The organism is Streptomyces longisporoflavus (assembly GCF_014649775.1).
GTDB lineage: Bacteria > Actinomycetota > Actinomycetes > Streptomycetales > Streptomycetaceae > Streptomyces > Streptomyces longisporoflavus.
Window position 1 is genome coordinate 100,509 of sequence record NZ_BMTR01000001.1, and the last position, 19,413, is coordinate 119,921.

The following is a 19,413-nucleotide window of genomic DNA, read 5'->3' on the forward strand; positions in this document are numbered from 1 at the left end:
TGACCTGTTGGGTACTCAGAGTCACATGCGAATGAGTGTGATGGACGTGGGTGCGAATGCGGTCAGGCTGGTCGTTGTGGACGCTGAGGACGGTGTGCCCCTGCCGGTCCACACCGCCAAATGGAAGGTGCGGCTCTCCGAGCAGGTCGGGCCGAGCGGGGTGATCCCCGAAGAGTCCGTGGGGCAGCTCGTGTCGGCGGTCTCCGCGGCCGCCGCGACCGCCCGGCGGTGGGGTTCGGCCGAGCCGCTGGCCTTCGCGACGACGGTCGTACGCAGCGCGCCCAACCGCATCGACGTGCTGCGGTCGATCGACGAGGAGACCGGGGTGCGGCTGTGCACGCTGCCCGGCGAGGTGGAGGCCGAACTCACGTTCCTCGGGGCCCGCAGATGGATGGGCTGGCGTGCCGGCCCTCTGGCACTGTTCGACATCGGCGGCGGCTCCCTCGAAGTGGCCTTCGGACGCGGACGCCTGCCGGACTACGTGGCTTCGCTGCCGCTCGGGGCGCGTCGGCTGACCCGGGAGTTCTTCGACGGCGAGGATCCGCCGAGCGAGCAGAGCGTCAAGGAGCTGCGGCGCAAGGTGCGTCACCAGCTGCGGGACGTAGCCGCGCGGATCCGCTGGGAAGGGCCGCGCACGGCGGTGGCGACGTCGCGGACGTTCCAGCAGCTGGCGCGGCTCGGGGGCGCGGCGCCCGGTCGCCACGGGCCTTTCACGACCAGGCAGCTGAGCCGGTCGGAACTGCGCGAGTGCCGCGACCGGCTCGCCGCGCTTCCGGCGTCGGAGCGCGCCCGGCTTCCGGGGGTGTCGGCGCCGCGGGCCGTGCAGAGCCTGGCCGGAGCGATCGTCGGGCACACGGCGATGAAGCTGACCGGCGTCAAGACGGTCACCATCTGCCCCTGGGCCATCCGCGAAGGCGTGCTGTTGCGGCACATGGAGGACGGCGGCGCGTGGTGGGCGGAGGTCAGCGGACGGGAGACGCTGACTACTACTCAGCCCGCGGTAGAGCCGATGGCGCTGCGGATCGCGGCGTTGCAGAACTGAGCGCGGCGCTGCGGGAGCGAGCGGGGGCGCTGAGGGGGTCGACATGACCTGCGGCTTTGCGGAACTGAGGCGCAGCTTTGTGGGGCTAGCGTGGGGGACGTGCGGGACTGAGATGGTCGGGTGCGGGTGCGGGTGCGGGTGCGGGTGCGGGTGCGGGTGCGGGCCGGGGCCGGGAGAACTGCCGCGTCGGCCTTCCGCCGCAGCACCGGGGGCTCCTCTGCGCTCCTCACTCCTCCGCGCTGGTCCCGCCCCGTACGCCGTACGCCTTACGCCTGGCCGCTGTCGAGCGCCCAGGCGGGGCAGAGCCGGAGCACGGGGCAACGCAGGCAGCCCCGTTCGGCGGCCGGCTCATCCCTCGTGGGTGTCGGGCGGCGCCGCCGGTGCCTGGAGCCCGGCGACCGCCGCGGCCAGTTGCCGCCGGAGAGGCTTCGGGATCTTCTCTCCCGTGACGGCGGTGACCAGGTCGTCGGCCACGGTGTGCAGCTTGGTGTTGGTGTTCTGGGAGACGGCGACAAGGACGCGCCACGCATCCTCGGCGCTCAGGCCGAAGGAGGCCATCAGGACACCGCGCGCCATGTCGATGACAGGCCGCGTCCGCATGGCCCGCCGCAGTTGAACGAGTTCGTCGTCCGAACCCTGCTCGGCCCGGGCGTGGGGGATCTGCTCGACGTCATCCTGCGCCGGACCAGCCGGACCAGCCGGTCCATCCAGGCCGTCCGGACCATCCGGTCCGTCCGATCCATCCGGCGTCGCCGCAGGGTCGTCGGTGCGGGGCGGCTCGACGGAAAGCAGGCGTCGCCGACCCTCGACCGGCGGGCCGGGAGATGCGATGGGGGCGGCTTCCCCGTCCTCCGCGAGGTACGCAGGAACTGCACGTTCTGTCATGGCGCCCACTCCGTCGGCATCCGTGCGTCATCTCCTCACTCAGCGTCGGACCGACGAGGGCCACCCGTCAAGAGATACAGGAAACGTTGTTCGCCCTTTTGAATGCGTGAATCAAACACCCTATCGTGGGGGGATGGGAGCAGTACCTGAACCACACACCGGCTGGACGTTCCTCACCAACCACGCCCGCGTGCTGGCCGCGATCGCCGACAACCCCGCAACGCGGATCCGGGACATCGCCGCGCGCTGCCGCCTCACCGAGCGCGCCGTACAGAAGATCGTCGCCGATCTGGAGAGCGGCGGATATCTCTCCCACACGCGCCGGGGCCGTTCCAACACCTACCGAATCGAATCGGGCACCATCCTGCGCCACCCCGCCGACTCGGGGCTCGCGGTGGCGGAACTCCTCTCGCTGCTGGCGCAGCACGACGGAGGGCGCGGCGATGCTGCCGGCCGGTTGCGGGAAGCGCCGAACGCGAGCGACCGACAGGCCGACGCGTGACATGAGGGGGAGCGAGGGCCGTAATTCCGGCCCCTCACCTCTGACCTGCGGCGTACCCGCTCCTCGCGAGCCGGATGGCCGTACAGGGCGCCCGTTAAGCTGGGGAGCATGGCCTACGAGATTCCGGTGACGCAAGCCCGTGCAGAGCTCGCCGAGCTGATCAACCGCGTCGTCTACGGCGGTGAGCGGGTGGTCGTCACCCGTCATGGCAAGCCGCTCGTGGCCCTCGTGTCCGCCGCCGACCTGGAACGACTCGAAGAGTCGACGGAGGCCGACGAGGAGCAGGTGGTCAGCTCCGTCTCGTCGTTGCGCGCCACGCCGTCGCCGTCGTCAGGTGCGGGTGAGCGGCAGAGCTTCGGTATCGCCGCCGAGCACCGGGGCTCCGATCCGTCGTAGCCGTAAGCCAGTTGAGCGCAGGAAAGGCCGAAAAGGCCGTACGCCTCCGTCCGCTACAGCGGAGGCGTACGGCTGTCCGGGTGTGCCGCCCGGTCAGGGGGCCGGCACCGTCTCCCTCGTGGCAGGCGCCTCGTCGCGCGCCGGTGCGGGGCGGCGGCGGAGTGTGCCGAGCAGCACGGCCGTCAGCCCGAGCAGGCCCCATACGGTGAGGGTGATCAGGGGAGTCGTGACGCGGGCGCCGTCGAAGAAGGACACCGAGCGCAACAGGGTGCCTCCGGCGCCTGGCGGCAGCAACTGGCCGATGAACCCGACCGGTTCGGGCAGCAGCTGCGGCGCTGACGTCACGCCGGAGAAGGGGTTGCCGATCAGGACCATGACCAGCGCGCCGACCCCGATGCCCGCCGGGCCGAGAAGTGCCGCGCAGCCGGCGACGGTCGCGCCGACCGCCAGCGTGGAGAGGCTCAGCACCCCTGCCTCCGCCCACCAGTTGCCCGTCAGGACGCCGAGCCAGCTGTGCGTCAGGGCCGCGGCGACCGTACCGACCAGTGCGGCGCCCAGGACGAGGGAGGCCACCGCGCGGATGCCGCGCAGGCCGAGCACCGTCACGATCGCACCGGCCGCGACGCCCGCGATGGCGAGCGGCAGGACGCCGGCGCCGAGTGCGGCTCCCCGCGGGTCGGCGGCCGGTGCGGAGACGACGTCGGTGGTGGTCACCCGGCTGCCTTCCGGAGCCTGACCGGCCACCGCCTGCTCCAGGAGCTGGGCGACCACGGGGCTCGCCGCCGTCGCGGTGAGCAGCTTCATGCCCTGCGGCGTGGCGACGATCGCCCCGTATACGGCCCGGTCCTCAATGGCGTCGCGGGCCTCGGCTTCGTCGGCGTAACGATGGATCTCGAACGCGCCGTCTTTCTCCTTGAGTTGAGCCTGCAGAGGAGCCGTGGCCGCGGCGGGGCCCGCGACGCCGAGCGGCAGGTCGCGCGGGGCGGTCCTGGCGGCGGGCCAGGCGAAGGCCCACAGGGCGAGGGCCGCGAGCGCGGAGACCAGGACGGCCACGGCCACCATGCGGCGGCCCTGGGGAGGCGGGGTGGTGACCGGGGTGGACATGAGCTGAGCTCCTCGGGCTTGACGGTCGGATTTAAAGAGAAGGATCGTTCGTTTTACGGGATGCCCTCACTGTCCGCCCGTCGTGGCCGCTTGTCAAGAATGAATGTTCGTTTTACGTTTGGGGGCATGGCCCGCGTATCCCAGGAGCACCTCGACGCACGCCGCCGCCAGATCATCGACGGCGCCGCCCGCTGCTTCGCCCGTAATGGCTTCCACGCCACCTCGATGCAGGACGTGCTCAAGGAAGTCGGCCTCTCGGCCGGAGCGGTCTACCGCTACTTCCGCGGCAAGGAGGAGTTGATCGCGGCGATCGTCGGCGAGGTCCTCGAATGGATCCAGGCGACCTTCGAAGCGGCTGCCGAGGAGACCCCGCCACCGCCGCCGGACGAGTTGATCGGCCGCGCGCTGACCCAGGTGCTCGGTCGCCGGCCGGGTGCCGGGGAGGGGGAAGCCTCGTACCTCCCGCGGCTGATCGTCCAGGTGTGGGCGGAGACGCTGCGCAACGAAGAGCTCGCCGACGTGATGCGGCAGGGGTACGCCAAGGTGCGGGTGGCCTGGGTGAAGATCGTCGAGGGGTATCAGGCGGCCGGCATGATGCGCGGCGACATCCCGGCCGATCATGTGGCGCGGGTGATGGTCGCCGCGGCCCAGGGCTTCGTCGCCCAGCTGGCCTTGTTCGACGAGGTTCCCGTCGACGCGCTGCAGGACGGACTGCGCGGCCTGATGAGCATGGGTATGGGCACGGGCAAGCCCGCCTGACGGAAGGAAGCGGGCGGGGTGTTCACTTCGGCGCGAGTGGACAGGCCCGGCCGGTCGGGTATGGGGGAGCCCTGCTGATGGTCATGAAGCGGTCAAGCGCTGGTTAACCTCGTTGAAACTCCTCCCAACTAGCCTGCAATGCCACGCCACCAGGGGTTTTCGTAACCGGGGTGCGCAAGATCAAGCGTACTGCCTGTGTGTTACATCTATATCCGTCGCGGTGGCCGCGGCAGCCGGACCCCGCACGGTCCGGAGCGAGGACTGTGAGGTGGGACGCGTGCAACTGACCCCGCACGAGCAGGAGAGACTGCTCATCCATGTGGCCGCGGACGTGGCCGAGAAGCGAAGGGCGCGGGGGCTGCGGCTCAATCACCCCGAGGCGATCGCGCTGATCACGTCCCACATTCTCGAAGGGGCCCGCGACGGCCGTACCGTCGCCGAACTCATGTCGTCGGGGCGCAAGGTGCTCACCCGCGACGACGTCATGAGCGGCATTCCCGAGATGATCCACGACGTCCAGGTCGAGGCCACCTTCCCGGACGGCACCAAGCTCGTCACCGTCCACGATCCGATCGTCTGACGGGGGCCGGCCGCATGAGTTCCGCGCAGAGTCCCACGCATCCCGTCATCCCCGGCGAGATCCTCTTCGCCGACGAACCCGTCGCCTACAACGCAGGCCGCGAGGTCACCCCCCTCACCGTCCTCAACGCCGCCGACCGCCCCGTCCAGGTCGGCTCCCACTACCACTTCGCCGAGGCCAACCCCGGTCTCGACTTCGACCGTGCCGCCGCGCACGGCAAGCGGCTCAACATCCCCGCCGGCACCGCGGTGCGTTTCGAGCCCGGCATCCCCGTCGACGTAGAACTCGTCCCCCTGGCCGGTCTGCGCATCGTGCCCGGACTTCGCGGCGAGACCGGAGGTCCCCTCGATGCCTGAGCTGTCCCGCGCCGCGTACGCCGACCTGTTCGGACCCACCACGGGCGACCGGATCCGGCTCGCCGACACCGACCTCCTCGTCGAGATCGAGGAGGACCGCTCCGGCGGCCCCGGACTCTCCGGCGACGAGTCGGTGTTCGGCGGCGGCAAGGTCATCCGCGAGTCGATGGGCCAGTCGCGCACGACGCGTGCCGAAGGCGCCCCCGACGCCGTCATCACCGGCGCCGTGATCATCGACCACTGGGGCATCGTCAAGGCCGACGTCGGCATACGCGACGGCCGTATCACCGGCATCGGCAAGTCCGGCAACCCGGACACGATGGACGGCGTACACCCCGATCTCGTCATCGGCCCGGAGACCGAGGTCCTCGCGGGTAACGGCAAGATCCTGACCGCCGGCGGCATCGACACCCACATCCATTTCATCTCGCCGACCATCGTCGACGAGGCACTCGCCTCCGGGGTCACCACCCTCATCGGCGGCGGCACCGGCCCGGCCGAGGGCAGCAAGGCGACCACCATCACCCCCGGCGCGTGGCACCTGGCCCGGATGTTCGCGGCGATGGAGTCGAGCCCGGTCAACATCGGCTTCCTCGGCAAGGGCAACACGGTCTCCGCCGAGTCCATGCACGCCCAACTGCGGGCAGGCGCCGTCAGCTTCAAGATTCACGAGGACTGGGGCGCGACGCCCGCCACCATCGACGCCTGCCTGAACGTCTGCGAGGACACGGGAGCCCAGCTCGCCGTCCACACCGACACGCTCAACGAAGCGGGTTTCGTCGGCGACACCTTCGGCGCCGTCGCGGGCCGCACCCTGCACGCCTTCCACGTCGAGGGCGCGGGCGGCGGGCACGCCCCGGACATGATCACGGCGGTATCCCTGCCGAACATGCTGCCGAGCTCCACCAACCCGACCCGGCCGCACACCGTCAACACCATCGAGGAACACCTCGACATGCTGATGGTCTGCCACCACCTCAACGCGGCGGTCCCCGAGGACCTCGCCTTCGCCGAGTCGCGCATCCGCCCCACCACCATCGGGGCCGAGGACATCCTGCACGACATCGGCGCCATCTCGATCATGTCGTCGGACTCGCAGGCCATGGGGCGCATCGGCGAGGTCGTCATGCGGACCTGGCAGACCGCGCACGTGATGAAGCGGCGGCGCGGCTTCCTGCCGGGGGACACCCGCGCGGACAACCGGCGCGCGCGTCGATATGTCGCCAAGTACACGATCAACGCGGCGATCGCGCAGGGTGTCGACCACGTGATCGGCTCGGTCGAGAGCGGCAAACTCGCCGACCTGGTGCTGTGGGACCCGGTGTTCTTCGGGGTCAAGCCGCAGCTGGTCATCAAGGGCGGCCAGATCGCGTACGCGCAGATGGGCGACGCCAACGCCTCCATCCCCACCCCGCAGCCGGTCCTGCCGCGCCCCATGTTCGGCGCGCACGGGACCGCGCCCGGCCTCAACTCCTTCAACTTCGTCACTCAGTCGGCCCTTGACGACGGGCTGCCCGAACGGCTCGGCCTGGCAAAGGAGTTCACGGCGATCCGCTCGACGCGCGGGCGCACCAAGGCGGACATGCGTGAGAACGACGCCCTGCCGAGGGTGGAGGTCGCCCCCGACAGCTTCGCCGTCACCATCGACGGTGAGCTCGTCGAGCCGGCCCCCGCCGCCGAACTGCCGCTCGCGCAGCGGTACTTCCTGTTCTGACGGGCGCTGTCATGTCCCAAGCCGCACTACTCGTCCTGGCCGACGGCCGGTTTCCCGCCGGAGGGCATGCGCACTCCGGCGGGGCCGAGGAAGCCGTCAAGGCGGGGCGCGTCACCGGGGCCGCCGACCTGGAGGAGTTCTGCCGGGGGCGGTTGCACACGACGGGCCTCGTGTCGGCCGCACTGGCGGCGGCGGCCGCGCTCGGGCTCGATCCGCTGGAGCTCGACGAGGCCGCCGACGCGAGGACGCCCTCAGCCGCGCTGCGGGTCGCCGGGCGGCGGCTCGGCCGCCAGATGATGCGTGCCGCGCGGTCCGCATGGCCCGACCCGTCCCTGGACCAGCTGGCCGCCGCCCGGCCCAAGGGCGCGCACCAGCCCGTCGTGCTCGGCCTCGCCGCCAGGGCAGCGGGTCTCGGGGCCCGCGACGCCGCGTACTGCTCCGCGTACGAGTGCGTCAGCGGACCCGCGACGGCGACCGTGCGGCTGCTGAGCCTCGACCCGTTCGACGCGACGGGCGTCCTCGCACGCCTCGCGCCCGAACTCGACCTCGTCGTCCGGGAGGCGGCGGAGGCGGCGCAGCGCGCGGTGGCCGACGGGGTCGATGAACTGCCCGCGGCGTCCGCGCCGCTGCTGGAGGTCGGGGCGGAAGCGCATGCGGGCTGGCCCGCCCGGTTGTTCGCTTCGTAGCCGAGCTTCGCCGGGTTTCGCCGGGCTTGGGCTTCAACCGCGCGGCACTCGCCCCGAAGTCCTGTCGTACAGGCCGAAACGAACTCCCGAAGCCCTGCCGTACAGGGTGCCAACGACCTACTGAAGCCCTCCTGTACAGGGCGACAACGACCTACTGAAGCCCCGCTGTGCAGGGCGAAACGAACTACTGAACCATAGGAGCCGTACATGCACCTCGATCACTCCCACGACGAATCGACCGCCGTGAGCGCCGACGCCCACCGCCCCGACGGACACCGCCGGGCGCTGCGGATCGGCCTCGGCGGGCCCGTCGGCTCCGGCAAGACCGCCACCGTCGCCGCGCTCTGCAAGGAGCTGCGCGAGGAGCTTTCCCTCGCCGTCGTCACGAACGACATCTACACCCGCGAGGACGCCGAGTTCCTGCTGCGCGAGGCCGTGCTGCCGCCCGAGCGGATCACCGCCGTGGAGACCGGTGCCTGCCCGCACACCGCGATCCGGGACGACATCTCCGCCAACCTGGAGGCCGTGGAGGACCTGGAGGACGAGATCGGGCCGCTCGACCTGATCCTCGTCGAGTCCGGCGGCGACAACCTCACCGCCACCTTCTCCAAGGGCCTCGTCGACGCCCAGATCTTCGTGATCGACGTCGCGGGCGGCGACGACATCCCCCGCAAGGGCGGCCCCGGCGTCACCACGGCCGATCTGCTCGTCGTCAACAAGACCGACCTCGCCCCGTACGTCGGCTCCGACCTCGAAGGCATGGCCGCGGACGCCAAGGCGCAGCGCGCCGAGCTGCCCGTGATCTTCCAGTCGCTGCGGTCGGACGTGGGTGTCGGACCCGTCGCCGCCTGGGCGCGTGCCCAGTACGCCGCCTGGGCCGCGTCCGCATGACCGTCAGGACCGGCGTGGCATCCGGGGTGCGCGGCACCGCCCGCATCACCGCGCGAGGCGATGGGCGGGGTGGCACCGTCCTGCCCGTACTCGACGGCGAGGGACCGATCGTGCCGCGCCGCACCCGGTCGGCCGGAGCGGGCGCCCGCGTCACCCTCGTCGGCGCGATGAGTGGCCCTCTCGGGGGCGATCACCTCACCGTCGAGGCCGCTTCCCGTGAGGGGGCCCGGCTGCAGATCGGCTCGGCCGCCGCCACGCTCGCGCTGCCCGGCCAGTCGAAGGAGGCGGCGCGCTACGACGTACGCCTCACGGTCGGCGACGCGTCGGAACTGCACTGGCTGCCCGAGCAGTTGATCTCCGTACGCGACAGCGATCTGCGGGTCACCACGCGGGCCGACCTCGCCGCGAGCGCGAGCCTCGTGCTGCGGGAGGAGCAGGTGCTCGGCCGGACCGGCGAAGAAGCGGGCCGCCTCACCAGCCGCCTCACTGTGCGCCGGGCGGGCCGCCTCCTCCTGGACCAGGAGCTCTCCTGCGGGCCCGGCGCACCCGGCGGCTGGGACGGCCCGGCCGTCCTGGCGGGGCATCGCGCGATCGGCCAGCTCGTCATCGTCCGCCCGGAGTTCGACCAGCACCGCCCCGGCCCCGCGCTGCTCGGCGAAACGGCATCACTCACTCCACTCGCCGGCCCCGCCGTACTCGTCACCGCCGTCGCCCCCGACGCCTTGCGGGTACGACGCACACTGGACGAGGCACTGCGCACACTCACCTGAGTTCCCTGCGCCGGGCCGGTTGGCCAAGCCGCTCTAGTCGGGTTACCCGTCGACCTTCCGGGGAAAGATGTCGCGTGCATCTCGGGGAGAGTCGGAGGGGGCTACTCGTGAGTGGTACATCACCGTCGCGTGACGACAGGACAGAGCCGGAGCAGACGCCCTGGCGCGGCTCAGGCCGTTTCAGCGACGGCCCTCCCGATCCCCTCGCCTCGATGCTGGCCAAGGTCGACAAGGGGGAACGCATTGCGACTCCTGGAGACAACGCGGGCGGCGACGAGCGCGACCCCGACGACGAGTTGCATCGGGAACATGATGGCAGCGGCCCCTACGCGCAGCGGCGTCGCCGGAAGAACTGACGCATAGGGCGGAGGCGGAGTCTCCGTCTGCGGCAGCGTCTGCGGGCCCGTACTTGCGTGGGGGTGGGCAAGTGTGAGTGATCTCAGGGTCGTTCGGTGGAAGCGGCATGGGCAGGATCGGCTCTATGTGAACCTCCCCGACGGCTCCGCCGCCGCATGGGCGGACTGCCGGACGGGCAAGGTCACGATCCTGCTGGAGCCGTACCGGCATGAGGCACTCAGGTTGCTGCGTCCGCTCCTCACACGACCTTCGCCCGCATCCGGATCGAGCGCCGCCGCGAAGCCCACACCGCGTACTGCGGCTGGGAGGGAAGTCGTTCCGGAGCTGCCCCCGCTGACACCACCGGACGATCTCGCCTTGAACCGGCCGGGGGAGGGGCTCAGGCGTCTGCTCGCCGAGGAGGGGCCCAGTCCTGCTCGGCGGGTGTTGTCATGGTTGTTGCGGCGTGAGTCCGAGTGGGATTCATGGCGTATGGGGCTCGCCGGTGAGCGCCGGGTCGGTGGTGAGTTGCAGCGGCTCTCGCGGTCCGGCTGGCGCGTGCTGCATTCCGTGCCGCTGCCTCGGGACGTGGACATCGACCATCTCCTGATCGGTGCCGGCGGAGTGTTCAGCGTCAACACCAAGCGCCACTTCGGGAAGGCCGTATGGATCGGCGACGAGATGGCGAAGGTCAGCCACGGTCGGCCGCAGCCGTACGCACGCAAGAGCAAGGCGGAGGCTGGTCGAGTCCAGGCGGTGCTGGAGCGGTACGCCGGTATTCCGGTTCAAGTGCAGCCGGTCATCGTGCTCGTCGGCGTGACGGAACTGACCAAAGCGGCCACGCAGTTCACCGTCCGCGTGTACCGCGAGCGCGAGGTGTCCGCGCTCGGCCCGCTCCACGGGGTGCTCGATGCCGGGCAGATCGATGCGTTGTACGCGGTCGCACGGCACCGGCGCGCGTGGCTGGCCGCCTGAGGGACGGCCACGCCTCACCAGGACAAACCGCTCACCGGTTCCCCCGACCCGGTTATCGGATTGGTAAAGAAATACCTGCCCGGTCTGTCGCACTGAACCCGTTGACCGACAGGATCCTCCTACTGTTCGAAAGTCGACAGGTAAATCGACAGGGGGAGGAACCAGTTGAGACGCACCACAGCATTCGGCGCAGCCGGCACGCTGATCACGGGCTCGCTCATAGCGGGCGCGATCATGGCGCCGGTCGCCAATGCCGATGCCCGGCAGGGCAGCGGCAGCGCTGACGCCCGGCAGCGGACCAGCTCCGAGGCGCGCGGTGTCGCGCTCGCCGCGCAGCGTGCCGCCAAGGCCGGCATCGACTGGAAGACATGCCCCGCCGACTGGGGTCTGGAGAAGGCCGTCACGTGCGGCTGGGTGACCGTCCCGGTCGATTACGCCAAGCCCAACGGCAAGAAGATCAAGCTCGCCGTGGACCACATCGGCAACACCGGGACGAAGAAGGAGCGCCAGGGCGCGCTCGTCTACAACCCCGGCGGCCCCGGCGGTTCCGGGCTCCGCTTCCCCAACCGCGTGGCCACCAAGGCCAAGCTCTGGGAGAAGACGGCCAAGGCCTACGACTTCGTGGGCTTCGACCCGCGCGGCGTCGGCCGCTCGGCGCCCATCTCCTGCGTGGACCCGCAGGAGTTCGTCAAGGCACCCAAGCTCGACCCGGTGCCGGACTCCGAGGCCGACAAGCGCGCCCAGCGCAAGCTGGCCGCCGAGTACGCGGACGGCTGCGCCGAGCGCAGCGGCGACATGCTGCCGCACATGACGACGCCGAACACCGCACGTGACCTGGACGTCATCCGGGCCGCGCTCGGCGAGAAGAAGCTGAACTTCCTCGGCGTCTCCTACGGCACCTACCTCGGCGCGGTCTACGGGACGCTGTTCCCGTCGCACGTGCGCCGTATGGTCGTCGACTCGGTGGTCAACCCGTCGAAGGAGAAGATCTGGTACGAGGCCAACCTCGACCAGGACGTCGCCTTCGAGGTCCGCCTCAAGGACTGGATGACGTGGGTCGCCAAGTACGACGCCACCTTCCACCTCGGGGACACCGCGGACAAGGTCGCCAAGAACTGGGACAAGCTGCGTGCCGCCGCGAAGAAGGAGCCGCTGGGCGGAGTCGTCGGCCCCGCCGAGCTCGTCTCCTACTTCCAGAGCGCTCCGTACTACGACTCCGCGTGGGTCGGGATCGCGACGAACTTCAGCAAGTACGTCGCCGGTGACGCCAAGCCGCTGATCGAGGCAGCCAGCCCCGACCTGTCGGACACCGCGGGCAACATCGCCTCGGAGAACGGCAACGCGGTCTACACGGCCGTCGAGTGCGCGGACGCCAAGTGGCCCACCAGCTGGAAGAAGTGGGACCGCGACAACACCCGCATCCACCGCGACAACCCGTTCATGACGTGGGCCAACGCCTGGATGAACCTGCCCTGCGCCACCTGGAAGAGCAAGCAGCACGAGCCGGTCGAGGTCAAGACCGGCAAGGGCCTGCCGCCCGTCCTGATCGCCCAGGCGACCCGCGACGCGGCCACCCCGTACGAGGGCGCCGTCGAGCTGCACAAGCGTTTCAAGGGCTCGCGTCTGATCACGGAGAAGGACGCCGGCTCGCACGGCATCACGAACCTGGTCAACCCGTGCCTGAACGAGCGTGTCGACACCTACCTGCTCACGGGCAAGGTGGACAAGAAGGACGTGACGTGCGCGCCGCACGCCACCCCCAAGCCGTAATGACGGTGACGGTGCGCTAGGCGACGTGAAGGGGGCGGCCGGATTACACCGGTCGCCCCCTTCACGCTGCCGCGGGACGGTCCTACAACGCTGCCGCCTCCTGTGCGATCACGGCCGTACGCGGCTCCGCGATCGACACGAAGTCCGCGGTCCGCAGCGCCAGCGAACGGTCCAGGCGCGCCGCGTTGAAGAACAGTTCCTCGTGGACGAGCAGCGCCGGATCCACGACCAGTTCGAGATCCGGGTCGAAGGAGAACGGCAGGATCGTGCCGCTCACGCTGCCCGCGAGCCGCTCGGCCGCCTCCTGCGTGGCGAAGCCGGCGTACGTCCCGCCGAGCAGCTGCTTGACCGCGTTCAGATCGACGCGCCGGTCGCCGGGCACCACCGCGAGGACGTATCGCTTCGTCTTCTTGCCGATCTTCACCATCACCACGATGCACTTGGCGGCCTGCTGGAGGGTGTTGCCCCGCAGCGCGCTGACCGCCTCGGTGGCGCCCTCGGGCTCGTGCTCGATGACGCGGAACGCCGCGCCCCGCTCCTCGAGCAGCCCGATCAGCTTCGTGTACAGGCCGTGCTCGCTCATCCGTGTCTCCCCTGGTGCCCGGCCGGCGTCAGGTCCGCGCCGGCCGCTCCTGGTCAGACCGTACGCCAGGAAATCAACTGAGCGGCATGCGGGGGAATTTGCGCCTGCTCGCGGCGGCGGCCCGCTCCGCCTCCTCCTCCTTCACGACCGCGGCGTACTTGTCGACGTACTCCTGTCCGGAGAGCCCGAGGATGGCGTACATGATCTCGTCGGTGACCGCGCGCAGGACCGCCTTCTCGTTCTCCATGCCCGCGTAGCGCGAGAAGTCCAGCGGGGCGCCGAAGCGGATGGAGACCTTCTGGAAGTTCGGCACCTTCTGGCCCGGCGGCTGCGCCTCGAACGTGCCGATCATCGCGCACGGGATCACCGGTACCTGTGCCTTGAGAGCCATCGCGGCGACGCCGACCTTGCCCTTGTAGAGGCGCCCGTCGTGGGAGCGGGTGCCTTCCGGGTAGATCCCGAGCAGCTCACCCTTGCTGAGTACGCCGAGCCCCTCGCGGATCGCGGCCCGGCCCGCCTCCCTGCCGGAACGGTCCACCGGGATCTGTCCCGCGCTCCGGAAGAAGGTGGCCGTGAGGCGGCCTCTGAGCCCGGGGCCGGTGAAGTACTCGGCCTTCGCCAGGAAGGTGATCCGCCGCTTGATGATGGCGGGCATCAGGAAGTGGTCCGAGAACGAGAGGTGGTTGCCCGCCACGATCGCCGCGCCGGTCTCCGGTATGTGCTCGAGCCCCTCGATGCGCGGCCGGAACATGAGCCGCAGCAGCGGCCCCAGGACGACGTACTTGAGCAGGTAGTAGAACACCCGTTGCTCCTTGACGTAGGTGGACCGGCCTGGGTGCTGCGTCGTCGCAGGTCACGGGTCCTCGCGCAGCGGTCATTTTAGGTGCGGGACCCCCGCGGGAGAAGGGAGCGAAGCCTGCGGGCGGCGGCGGGCCCGTCAGGGCTCCGGCCCGGACTCGTACGGGTGACTGCCCGGCGTGTCGGCCGGGTCGGCGGCGGACGGGCGGGGTGGCCTGGACTTCCCGTGACGCAGCACGTCACCGCTCTGTCACCGCTCCAGGAGGTCCCCATGAGTCCCCGTCCCACGCACCGCCCGCGCCCCCTCGCGGTCGCCGCCGCCGCGCTGATCTCCCTCGCCGTGGCCGCACCCGCCCACGCGGCCGACGGGGCGGTCCCGGCGCGGTCGACCGGCATCTTCCTCACCGTCACCGGCGAGAACAACGCCTGGGTGCGTGGCGTGCTCATCGACTGCGCGACCGAGCGGCCCGGGCACCACCCGCACGCGGCCGAGGCCTGCGCGGCCATCGACGCGGCGAAGGGCGACTTCGACGCGCTGCCGGCGAAGAAGGGCATCTGCACCAAGCAGTACGCGCCGGTCACCGTGAGCGCCACCGGCACCCACCGCGGCAAGCCGGTGAGCTGGCACAAGACCTATGGCAACGCCTGTGAGATGGGATATGCGACGGGCGCCGTCTTCCGCTTCTGAGCGGCGTCGTGCGGCGCCGCTCCGTGCCGCGCCGTGCCGTCCCGCGCCTTTCCTCGCTGCCGCGCGGCACCCCTCAGGGGGTGCTGCGCGAGAGCACCATCGCCAGCGTGAGCATCCCGATGACGACCCAGCCGAACCACAGCCAGCCGTTGCTCCCCAGCGCGACCGTGTAAGCGGTCACCGCGACCAAGCCTCCGATGGTGAATACACCCATCGTCTTCGTAGAATCAGGCATCGCCCTGCCTCCTCCCGGCAGCCCCGACGCCTCGACGCCAAGACCGCGGCCTGAGACCATCCTCGCCCGTGATGACCCTTTGCCGCTAGCGCCCGCGCGCGGCCAGTGAGGCGAGATAGGCGTTGTACGCCTCCAGCTCCTTGTCGCCGTCACGGTCGGCGGCCCGGTCCGTACGCCGTGCCTGGCGCTGTTCGGAGCGGTACCACTGGAAGAGCAGCGCGAGCAGCACGAGCACCGAGGGCACCTCGCTGAACGCCCACGCGATGCCGCCGGCGGCGGTCTGGTCGGAGAGCGCGTCGATGCCGAGCGAGGCGGGCGGGTTCTTGTAGGTGCCGACCATCGGCTCGGACGCCATCATCAGCGCGATGCCGAAGAACGCGTGGAAGGGCATGCCCGCGAACAGCTCCAGCATCCGCATGATGTAGCCGGGCCGGTGCGGCCCCGGGTCGACGCCCATGATCGGCCAGAAGAAGACGAGGCCGACAGCGAGGAAGTGCACCATCATCCCGATGTGGCCCGCCTTGGAGCCCATCAGGGTGTCGAAGAGCGGGGTGAAGTACAGCGCGTACAGGCTCGCGATGAACAGCGGGATCGTGAACGCGGGGTGCGTGATGATCCGCATGTAGCGGCTCTGCAGGACCCACAGCAGCCACTCGCGCGGGCCCTTGCGGCCGCGGCCGGCGACCGGCAGCGCGCGCAGGGCGAGGGTGATGGGGGCGCCCATCAGGATCAGGATCGGCGAGAGCATGCTGATGACCATGTGCTGCACCATGTGCACGCTGAACATGACCATGCCGTAGTCGTTCAGCTTGGTGCACATCACGAGCATGATGGTCAGCACGCCCGCCACGAACGAGATGGTGCGGCCGACCTGCCACTTGTCACCGCGCCGTACGAGCCGGACCACGCCCCAGCCGTAGAGGGCGAGGGCCGCCAGGGAGCCGATGAGGAAGAAGGGGTCGGCCGAGAGTTCGAGCCCGCGCCCCAGCGTGAACGGCGGCAGATCCATGTTCATGCCGTGCCCGCTGTGATCCATCCACTGGCTCCTGATTCGTGCGGTTGTGCGCTGTGTGTCCGCACCAGACTAGAACGGCCCCCGGACGCCGACGCGTCCGGGGGCCGTTCCTTGAGCAGTGAAACAGGGCCTGTGTCTAGAGGACGCACTCCGCCTCGGCGTAGCGCTCGTCCGGCACCGTCTTGAGGGTCTCGACGGCCTCGGCGAGCGGGACCATCGTGATGTCCGTGCCGCGCAGCGCCGTCATCTTGCCGAACTCGCCGCGGTGCACGGCCTCCACCGCGTGCCAGCCGAAGCGGGTGGCGAGCACACGGTCGTACGCGGTGGGGGTGCCGCCGCGCTGGACGTGCCCGAGGATCACCGGGCGCGCTTCCTTGCCCAGGCGCTGCTCCAGTTCGATGGAGAGCTGGCGGGCGATGCCGGCGAACCGCTCGTGGCCGTACATGTCCTTGATGCCCTCGTCGAACTTCATGGAGCCCTCGCGCGGCTTGGCGCCCTCGGCGGCCACGACGATGGCGAACTTCTTGCCCGCGGAGAAGCGTTCGCCGACCTTCCGCGCCAGTTCCTCGATGTCGAAGGGGCGCTCCGGCACGACGATCGCGTGCGCGCCCGCGGCCATGCCCGAGTGCAGCGCGATCCAGCCGGTGTGCCGGCCCATGACCTCGACGATCAGGACCCGCTGGTGCGACTCGGCGGTCGTCTTGAGGCGGTCGAGGGCCTCGGTGGCCACGCCGACCGCGGTGTCGAAGCCGAACGTCACGTCGGTGACCGCGATGTCGTTGTCGATGGTCTTGGGTACGCCGACGATCGGCAGACCGGCGTCCGAGAGGAGGCGGGCGGCCTTCAGGGTGCCTTCGCCGCCGATCGGGATGACCGCGTCCAGGCCCAGGTCGGCGAGGTGGCCCTTGGCCCGCTCGACGCCGTCGCGCAGGTGCGCGGGCTGGACACGGGAGGAGCCGAGAATCGTGCCGCCGCGGGCCAGGATGCCGCCCACCGCGTCCAGGTCGAGCTTGCGGTAGTCGCATTCGAGGAGGCCGCGCCAGCCGTCGTGGAAGCCGATGACCTCGTCGCCGTGGTCGACGACGGCGCGGTGCACGACCGAACGGATGACGGCGTTCAGACCGGGGCAGTCGCCGCCGGAGGTGAGGACACCAATGCGCATAGCCCGGAATACCTTTGCAACGTGGGCCGAAGTCCGGACCACGTCGTCCGGCTGAACCCCGCCACCCTATAGGCGTCAGGGGGCGGGGCCGTACCGGGCGTCCGACTGCTGGACTGCGCCGCTCACCTGTGCGGCAAGGGCTTCAGGCGGGCTGCTGCGCCGCGTTCATGCGCTCGGCGCGCAGCGCCTCGTACCAGCGGTCGTCCGTCGGCGGCAGCGCGTTCACGTCGAGGGCCAGCTTCAGGAGCAGGTCCGCGATCAGCGGGTTGCGGGCCAGGACGGGGCCGTGCATGTAGGTGCCGAAGACGGTGCCGTTGTACGCGCCCTCGGTGCCGTCGCCGGTGCCGTTGCCCCGGCCGAGCGTGACGCGTGCGAGCGGCCGTGCGGAGGGGCCGAGGTGCGTGATTCCCTGGTGGTTCTCGAAGCCGGTCAGCGGGGGCAGGCCCAGCTGCGGGTCGATGTCGCCCAGGACGTCGCCGACGCAGCGGTCACCCTCGCCGCGGGTGGAGATCACGTCGAGCAGGCCGAGGCCCGGCTCGCGCTGGCCGAGGTCGTTGATGAACTCCTGGCCCAGGATCTGGTAGCCCGCGCACACCGAGAAGACGATCGCGCCGTTGCCCACGGCCCGCTGGAGCCCGCCGTCGCGGCGCAGCCGCTCGGCCGCCAGGCGCTGCGGGCGGTCCTCGCCGCCGCCGATCAGGTAGATGTCGCCGGAGGTGGGCACCGGCTGGTCGCTGCGCACGTCGTAGCGCTCGACCTGGAGGCCACGCTGGTGGGCGCGGCGCTCCACGACCAGGGCGTTGCCCTGGTCTCCGTACGTGCTGAGCAGGTCGGGGTAGACCCACACTAGCCGCAGGCTGTTGTCGCTCATGCTCATTCGTCCCTACGAGGGTCTAGAGGGTCCGGTGGGGTCAGTTGCCGACGCGGCGGCGCAGGTCCTGGAACGCGGTGTAGTTCGCGATCGTCTCGATCCGGCCGGGCGGCGCGAGCTGCACGGCCTCGTCGAGGGACTCGCAGACCCGGAAGTCCAGGCCCGCGACCTCAAGACGCACGGCGAGGTCCAGCTTGCGGTCGCCGAGCACGAAGATCGGGTGACCGGCCAGGCGGGTGTAGTCGACGTCCCACAGCCAGGAGGTGTCGGTGCCGTCGGCGCCGCGGGCGTTCACGGAGAGGACCACCGGGGTGGGCGGCGGGTCGATCAGCGAAAACGTTTCGAGCCAGCCCGCCGGGTTCTTCGCGAGCAGCAGGCGCAGGTCACGGCCCTGGAACTGCACGACGTCATAGCGTCCGGCGACGGCCTGCACCTGGTACATCCGCTCCAGGGCGACCTGCGGCGGTACGCCGAAGACGGCGGCGACGGCGGCCGACGTGGTGGCGTTGGCCTTGTTCGCGCGGCCGGGCAGCTGCAGATGGATCGGCCAGGCCGAGCCGTGCGGGTCGAGGACGTGGTCGCCGGAGAGCACCCAGCTGGGCGCGGGGCGGCGGAAGCCGCACTCGCCGCAGAACCAGTCGTCGCCGGGGCGCTGCATGACGCCGCCGCAGGAGGGGCACGACCAGGCGTCGTCCTTCCACTCCTGGCCCGCGGCCACCCAGACCACGTTCGGCGACGAGGACGCCGCCCAGACGACCAGCGGGTCGTCGGCGTTCGCGACCACGACGGCCTTGGAACCGGCCAGGCCCTCGCGCCAGTTCTCCGCCATCATGCGGGTCTCTGCGGCGCGGTCCAGCTGGTCGCGCGAGAGGTTGAGCAGCGCGATCGCCTTCGGCTCGACATCGCGCGCGACACCGGCGAGGTACTTCTCGTCGACCTCGATCACGCCGAACCGGGCGTCCGAGCCGCCCGCGAGGGCCGAGGTGATGCCGGCCGGCATGTTCGCGCCCAGCGCGTTCGACACCACGGGCCCGCTTGCGCGCAGCGCCTCCGCGAGCAGCCGGGTCGTGGTCGTCTTGCCGTTGGTGGCGGAGACGAGCACCACGTCCAGGTGCGTGGCAAGACGCCCGAGCAGGTCGGGGTCGAGCTTGAGTGAAACGCGGCCGCCGATCACCGATCCGCTGCCGCGGCCCGCCGCGCGCGATACCGCCGCGGCCGCCTTGCCCGCCGTCACGGCCAGCTTGGCCCGCGGCGACAGCGGGTCCGTGTTGCCTGCCATCAGTTCTGGATCCTCC

Annotated in this window: 23 protein-coding genes; 14 read left to right on the forward strand and 9 right to left on the reverse strand. The window is 70.7% G+C overall.

Annotation, left to right across the window (positions count from 1 at the left end; translation table 11 throughout):
• The first annotated feature begins 25 nt into the window (after positions 1-25).
• Complete coding sequence (locus IE226_RS00505; protein ID WP_190078895.1) at positions 26-1,042, forward strand: Ppx/GppA family phosphatase; 1,017 nt, start codon at positions 26-28, stop codon at positions 1,040-1,042.
• Between the two features lie 348 nt (positions 1,043-1,390).
• On the opposite strand, the gene IE226_RS45005 is transcribed toward IE226_RS00505, so the two are convergent.
• Positions 1,391-1,927 carry an ANTAR domain-containing protein gene (locus IE226_RS45005; RefSeq protein WP_190078896.1) on the reverse strand — a complete coding sequence of 179 codons (537 nt, stop codon included), beginning with the start codon at positions 1,925-1,927 and terminating at the stop codon, positions 1,391-1,393.
• 133 nt (positions 1,928-2,060) lie between these two features.
• Here IE226_RS45005 and IE226_RS00515 point away from each other — a divergent pair, with 133 nt between their 5' ends.
• Positions 2,061-2,429: a helix-turn-helix transcriptional regulator gene (locus IE226_RS00515; RefSeq protein WP_190078897.1), complete on the forward strand. Its 369-nt coding sequence runs from the start codon at positions 2,061-2,063 to the stop codon at positions 2,427-2,429.
• A gap of 108 nt (positions 2,430-2,537) precedes the next feature.
• Positions 2,538-2,825 (forward strand): type II toxin-antitoxin system Phd/YefM family antitoxin, encoded by a 288-nt coding sequence (locus IE226_RS00520; protein ID WP_190078898.1) that lies wholly within the window; start codon positions 2,538-2,540, stop codon positions 2,823-2,825.
• A 93-nt stretch (positions 2,826-2,918) separates the two neighbouring features.
• On the opposite strand, the gene IE226_RS00525 is transcribed toward IE226_RS00520, so the two are convergent.
• Positions 2,919-3,929, reverse strand: coding sequence for an ABC transporter permease (locus IE226_RS00525; RefSeq protein WP_190078899.1), 1,011 nt, complete (start codon positions 3,927-3,929; stop codon positions 2,919-2,921).
• Positions 3,930-4,055: 126 nt separating this feature from the next.
• Here IE226_RS00525 and IE226_RS00530 point away from each other — a divergent pair, with 126 nt between their 5' ends.
• From IE226_RS00530 to IE226_RS00575, 10 genes are all read left to right on the forward strand, one after another.
• On the forward strand, positions 4,056-4,688 hold the full coding sequence (locus IE226_RS00530) for a TetR/AcrR family transcriptional regulator (protein WP_190078900.1): 633 nt from the start codon (positions 4,056-4,058) through the stop codon (positions 4,686-4,688).
• A gap of 277 nt (positions 4,689-4,965) precedes the next feature.
• The gene (locus IE226_RS00535) at positions 4,966-5,268 is read left to right on the forward strand and encodes an urease subunit gamma (RefSeq protein ID WP_190078901.1); all 303 of its coding nucleotides are present in this window, start codon (positions 4,966-4,968) and stop codon (positions 5,266-5,268) included.
• Positions 5,269-5,282: 14 nt separating this feature from the next.
• On the forward strand, positions 5,283-5,624 hold the full coding sequence (locus tag IE226_RS00540; protein ID WP_190078902.1) for an urease subunit beta: 342 nt from the start codon (positions 5,283-5,285) through the stop codon (positions 5,622-5,624).
• Positions 5,617-7,338 (forward strand): urease subunit alpha, encoded by a 1,722-nt coding sequence (locus tag IE226_RS00545; protein ID WP_190078903.1) that lies wholly within the window; start codon positions 5,617-5,619, stop codon positions 7,336-7,338. Before IE226_RS00540 ends, IE226_RS00545 begins: the two co-directional genes overlap by 8 nt.
• Before the next feature lie 11 nt (positions 7,339-7,349).
• On the forward strand, positions 7,350-8,024 hold the full coding sequence (locus IE226_RS00550; RefSeq protein ID WP_190078904.1) for an urease accessory protein UreF: 675 nt from the start codon (positions 7,350-7,352) through the stop codon (positions 8,022-8,024).
• A 207-nt stretch (positions 8,025-8,231) separates the two neighbouring features.
• The gene (gene ureG / locus IE226_RS00555; protein WP_190078905.1) at positions 8,232-8,915 is read left to right on the forward strand and encodes an urease accessory protein UreG; all 684 of its coding nucleotides are present in this window, start codon (positions 8,232-8,234) and stop codon (positions 8,913-8,915) included.
• Positions 8,912-9,685: an urease accessory protein UreD gene (locus IE226_RS00560; protein WP_190078906.1), complete on the forward strand. Its 774-nt coding sequence runs from the start codon at positions 8,912-8,914 to the stop codon at positions 9,683-9,685. Before ureG ends, IE226_RS00560 begins: the two co-directional genes overlap by 4 nt.
• Positions 9,686-9,897: 212 nt before the next feature.
• The gene (locus tag IE226_RS00565) at positions 9,898-10,041 is read left to right on the forward strand and encodes a hypothetical protein (RefSeq protein ID WP_190078907.1); all 144 of its coding nucleotides are present in this window, start codon (positions 9,898-9,900) and stop codon (positions 10,039-10,041) included.
• Between the two features lie 472 nt (positions 10,042-10,513).
• Positions 10,514-10,996: a nuclease-related domain-containing protein gene (locus tag IE226_RS45010; protein ID WP_308429376.1), complete on the forward strand. Its 483-nt coding sequence runs from the start codon at positions 10,514-10,516 to the stop codon at positions 10,994-10,996.
• Between the two features lie 165 nt (positions 10,997-11,161).
• Positions 11,162-12,766: an alpha/beta hydrolase gene (locus IE226_RS00575; protein WP_190078909.1), complete on the forward strand. Its 1,605-nt coding sequence runs from the start codon at positions 11,162-11,164 to the stop codon at positions 12,764-12,766.
• 82 nt (positions 12,767-12,848) lie between these two features.
• On the opposite strand, the gene IE226_RS00580 is transcribed toward IE226_RS00575, so the two are convergent.
• Both IE226_RS00580 and IE226_RS00585 read right to left on the reverse strand, forming a co-directional pair.
• Positions 12,849-13,349, reverse strand: a complete 501-nt coding sequence (locus IE226_RS00580; protein ID WP_190078910.1) for a YbaK/EbsC family protein — start codon at positions 13,347-13,349, stop codon at positions 12,849-12,851.
• A 73-nt stretch (positions 13,350-13,422) separates the two neighbouring features.
• The gene (locus tag IE226_RS00585) at positions 13,423-14,151 is read right to left on the reverse strand and encodes a lysophospholipid acyltransferase family protein (RefSeq protein ID WP_190078911.1); all 729 of its coding nucleotides are present in this window, start codon (positions 14,149-14,151) and stop codon (positions 13,423-13,425) included.
• A gap of 267 nt (positions 14,152-14,418) precedes the next feature.
• On the opposite strand from IE226_RS00585, the gene IE226_RS00590 reads away from it, so the two are divergent.
• Positions 14,419-14,835 (forward strand): SSI family serine proteinase inhibitor, encoded by a 417-nt coding sequence (locus IE226_RS00590; protein ID WP_190078912.1) that lies wholly within the window; start codon positions 14,419-14,421, stop codon positions 14,833-14,835.
• Positions 14,836-14,908: 73 nt separating this feature from the next.
• Here IE226_RS00590 and IE226_RS00595 read toward each other — a convergent pair whose 3' ends face one another.
• The 5 genes from IE226_RS00595 to IE226_RS00615 all read right to left on the reverse strand — a co-directional run bounded on the left by IE226_RS00595 (position 14,909) and on the right by IE226_RS00615 (position 19,397).
• Complete coding sequence (locus IE226_RS00595) at positions 14,909-15,070, reverse strand: hypothetical protein (protein WP_190078913.1); 162 nt, start codon at positions 15,068-15,070, stop codon at positions 14,909-14,911.
• A gap of 85 nt (positions 15,071-15,155) precedes the next feature.
• Positions 15,156-16,106, reverse strand: coding sequence for a cytochrome c oxidase assembly protein (locus IE226_RS00600; RefSeq protein WP_190078914.1), 951 nt, complete (start codon positions 16,104-16,106; stop codon positions 15,156-15,158).
• Between the two features lie 115 nt (positions 16,107-16,221).
• The gene (locus IE226_RS00605; protein ID WP_190078915.1) at positions 16,222-17,247 is read right to left on the reverse strand and encodes a 6-phosphofructokinase; all 1,026 of its coding nucleotides are present in this window, start codon (positions 17,245-17,247) and stop codon (positions 16,222-16,224) included.
• A gap of 142 nt (positions 17,248-17,389) precedes the next feature.
• Positions 17,390-18,118 carry a type 1 glutamine amidotransferase gene (locus IE226_RS00610; RefSeq protein ID WP_190078916.1) on the reverse strand — a complete coding sequence of 243 codons (729 nt, stop codon included), beginning with the start codon at positions 18,116-18,118 and terminating at the stop codon, positions 17,390-17,392.
• Positions 18,119-18,158: 40 nt separating this feature from the next.
• Positions 18,159-19,397, reverse strand: coding sequence for a MurT ligase domain-containing protein (locus IE226_RS00615; protein ID WP_190078917.1), 1,239 nt, complete (start codon positions 19,395-19,397; stop codon positions 18,159-18,161).
• Between the last annotated feature and the right edge of the window lie 16 nt (positions 19,398-19,413).